The organism is Nevskia soli (assembly GCF_903970205.1).
Classification (GTDB): Bacteria; Acidobacteriota; Terriglobia; order Bryobacterales; family Bryobacteraceae; genus Bog-113.
The window spans coordinates 1-3,166 of the sequence record NZ_CAJCHS010000181.1 but is presented as its reverse complement, the minus strand read 5'-3'; the positions used below and the strand labels follow the sequence as shown (position 1 = coordinate 3,166).

General features: G+C 62.3%; 2 protein-coding genes. One reads left to right on the top strand and one right to left on the bottom strand.

What is annotated here, in order from left to right:
• Positions 1 to 1,057, top strand: a 1,057-nt coding sequence (locus tag H1Y01_RS08080) for an SMP-30/gluconolactonase/LRE family protein (protein WP_180539931.1), incomplete at its 5' end; no start/stop codon positions are given.
• Here H1Y01_RS08080 and H1Y01_RS08075 read toward each other — a convergent pair.
• A partial coding sequence (locus H1Y01_RS08075; RefSeq protein ID WP_180539930.1) for an AMP-binding protein occupies positions 1,054 to 3,166 on the bottom strand: 2,113 nt, incomplete at its 5' end. The two genes, H1Y01_RS08080 and H1Y01_RS08075, sit on opposite strands and share 4 nt — an antisense overlap.

Here is a 3,166-nt window from a genome sequence, read left to right as displayed (position 1 = left end):
CGATCACGACCTCAACATCTATGCCGGCGGGTGGTGGCTGGCGAATCAGACCATGGCCGCCGCGCTCGAATTCAGCGGATATGAGTTCAAGTTCGTGACCGGCACCGAAGGACATAACGGCATACAGGGCGGGTCGGTTCTTCCCGACGCATTGCGGTGGCTGTGGCAAGACTATCCGAAGCCGGTTGCGAAGGCCGCCCCACCGCACGCGCAGGCCGTTTCCAATACAGCGATTCTGGATCCCGCAAGCGATTGGGAACTCGTCGGCAAAGACTACAAATTCACGGAAGGACCCGCGGCCGACAAGGACGGCAATATCTACTTCTGCGATGTCACCGGGAACAAGATCTACCGCGTCAGCGCGTCGGATGGCGCGATCACCGTTTTCAAACAGGATGGCGGCGGCGCAAGCGGGCTGATGTTTGGCCCCGACGGATTGCTCTACGCCGCGCAGGATGGGAAGCAGCGCATTGTTTCCTGGTCGGTAACGGACGGCTCCGAGAAAGTGCTCGCTGAGAATGTCCATTCGAACGACATCGCGGTGAGCAGCAAGGGCGCGATCTACTTCACCGACCCTCCCGGTCATCGCGTGTGGTTCATCGATCAGTCAGGAGCGAAGAAGGCGGTGGTTGACAATATCGGGTTCCCGAACGGAGTGCGTTATTCGCCCGACGAAAAGATGCTGCTGGTGGATGATTCGTGGACGCGATGGATCTGGTCGTATCAAGTGCAGCCCGATGGATCGCTTATCAACGGCGAACCGTTCTACCGGCTCGAGATTAACGAGACCGGAGATCCCGGGCGCATCACCGCCTGGCCGGATGGTCTGGCGCTCGATACGCTCGGTTATGTGTACGCGGCGACGCGCAGCGGTGTCCAGGTCTGCGATGAGCAAGGGCGCGTGGTGGCCGTGATTCCGCTGCCCGGCGGCGTGTCCGCGTCGAACCTGGTCTTTGGCGGACGGGACTTGCAGACGCTGTACGTTACCGCGAATGATAAGGTGTTTCGCCGCAAGCTGGCGCGCAAGGGTTTTCATCCGTGGGAGCCGGTGCATTAGCTCAGCGCGCGCACAGCGTTCTCAGCGGCTTGCGCAATCGCCGCGTAGCTGTCGCCTTCGATTGTCAATACAGATCCGAACGTCACGCGGACTCGTCCCGGCCGTGGAAAATGCCAACTCGTATGCAGCACGCGATCTAAACCCTCGATCCGCACCGGGACGATCTTCAAACCGAGGCGCGACGCCATCATCCCGACCCCCGGGCGAAACGGCGCAATCTCGCCCTGCGAGGTTCGCACGCCCTCGGGAAACAGCAGCACCGACCATCCGTCGCTCGCCAGATCCCCCGCATAGCGAAGCGCTTCGCGCGCGCCCCCTTCATGCTGGGGCAGCGGGAAAACTCCGAAAAACAAGGTGACCAGGTAGTACTGCAGTGCGTTTCCGAAGCGGTCAAACCAGGTGCGGCCTTCGGGATGAAAGTGCGCGCGGAACCAGTCCATGCCAGCCGCCGTTGCCAGCCGATAGCGAAACCGCGGCGGCAGCGCAGCGAGGATGGTGGGAACATCGAACACGCTTTGATGATTGGCCGCGAAAAGAAGCGGGCCTTCCAAGTCGCGCAGATGCTCGCGGCCGCCGACGCGCAGCCGGACGAAGATGCGAAGCAGCGGCAGCAGCACTAGCGGCAGCGCGGCGCGGCGAAGGGCACGGGCAAGCACGCTGCGATTCCAGCGCGGGAAACGAATCGTCTCCGCGGGCGCGGCACGCGCATCTCGCGATAACCGGCGCAGTTCTCCAACGGTTTGCGCCTGCGTAAATGACGCCTCGCTGATTTGTGCCGCAGTCCCTTTTTCGGCCCTGACCATCAACTCCACGCGGTCCAGAGAACTGAGCCCGATCTGCGCGAGCGGCGTGTCATCGGAATAACCGGCAAGCAGATCCGCATCCGCAGTCGCGTTCGATGATGGAAGCGCGCCCGCGCCCCGCAGCCACTGGGCGATCGCGACGCGCTTCAGCTTCCCGGTTCCCTCGGTTCGAGGCAGCGCCGGTTCCGGCCACGCGAGCAGCCCGCGAATCTGCTGATGCGATTCCAGTTGGCGGTTGGCGGCACTCACAATCTCGCCGGTGTTAGCGCCCGGCTCCAACACGGCGACCGCATGCACCTGCTCGCGCCCCTCATTCTCAAGTCCGACAACAGCCGATTCCTTAACTCCGGGCGCCGCATTCAACACGCGCTCGACATCTTCGGGAAACACGTTCAGACCTTCGGGCGTGACGATCATTTCCTTCTTGCGCCCGCGAATGGCGAGCGTTCCGTCCGGGTTCATCGCGCCGATGTCGCCGGTGTGGAACCAGCCGTCGGCGAACGCGGCGTCGGTTCCTGCCGCTCCGAAATATCCGGATGTCACGTTCGCCCCGCGCACCAGGATTTCGCCGTCAGCCGCGATTTTCACATCCACACCCGCGATCGGTTTGCCCACCGAACCCTTGCTCGCGTGGAACGGATGGTTCAGCGTCACGATCGGCGCGGTTTCCGTGAGTCCATAGCCCTGCACCACCAGAAATCCGAGCTTCGACCAGAACTCTTCGAGGTCCACGCTTAGCGGCGCAGCGCCGGCGATAAAGCACCAAAACTTCCAGCCGAACAAATCGTGAATGCGGCGATAATGCCACCAACGCCGCATCCAATTCCCCGCCGGGGCGCTCGCTTCAGCCTCAGGGTGCACGCCGCTGATGAACTCGCGCAAAACATCCAGAATCTTCGGCACGCAAACCAGGACCGAGATCCGCCGCGACTTCACTTGCCTCGCGATCTCGGCCGGATTGAAGCCCGTCATGAAGATCACTTCGCCCGGCAGCACCGGCGGGATGAACGTCGCCATCGACTGGCCAAACAGATGGCTCAGCGGCAGCAGATTCAGAAACCGGATCGGCGCGAAGGGGATGCTCCACTTGCGGTACTTGAGAATCTCCTGTTCCACCGGGATCACGTTCGCCAGAATGTTGGCGTGCGTGATGGTCACGCCTTTCGGTTCCGCCGTCGCGCCCGAAGTAAAGATGATTTCGCAAAGATCGCCGGGCTGCGCCTCCACGGGGCTGAACGTTCCGGCGCTCCAGTCAAGTTCACGCAATTTCCAGTCTTCGGGTCGCGATGAAACCTCATCGCCGGTG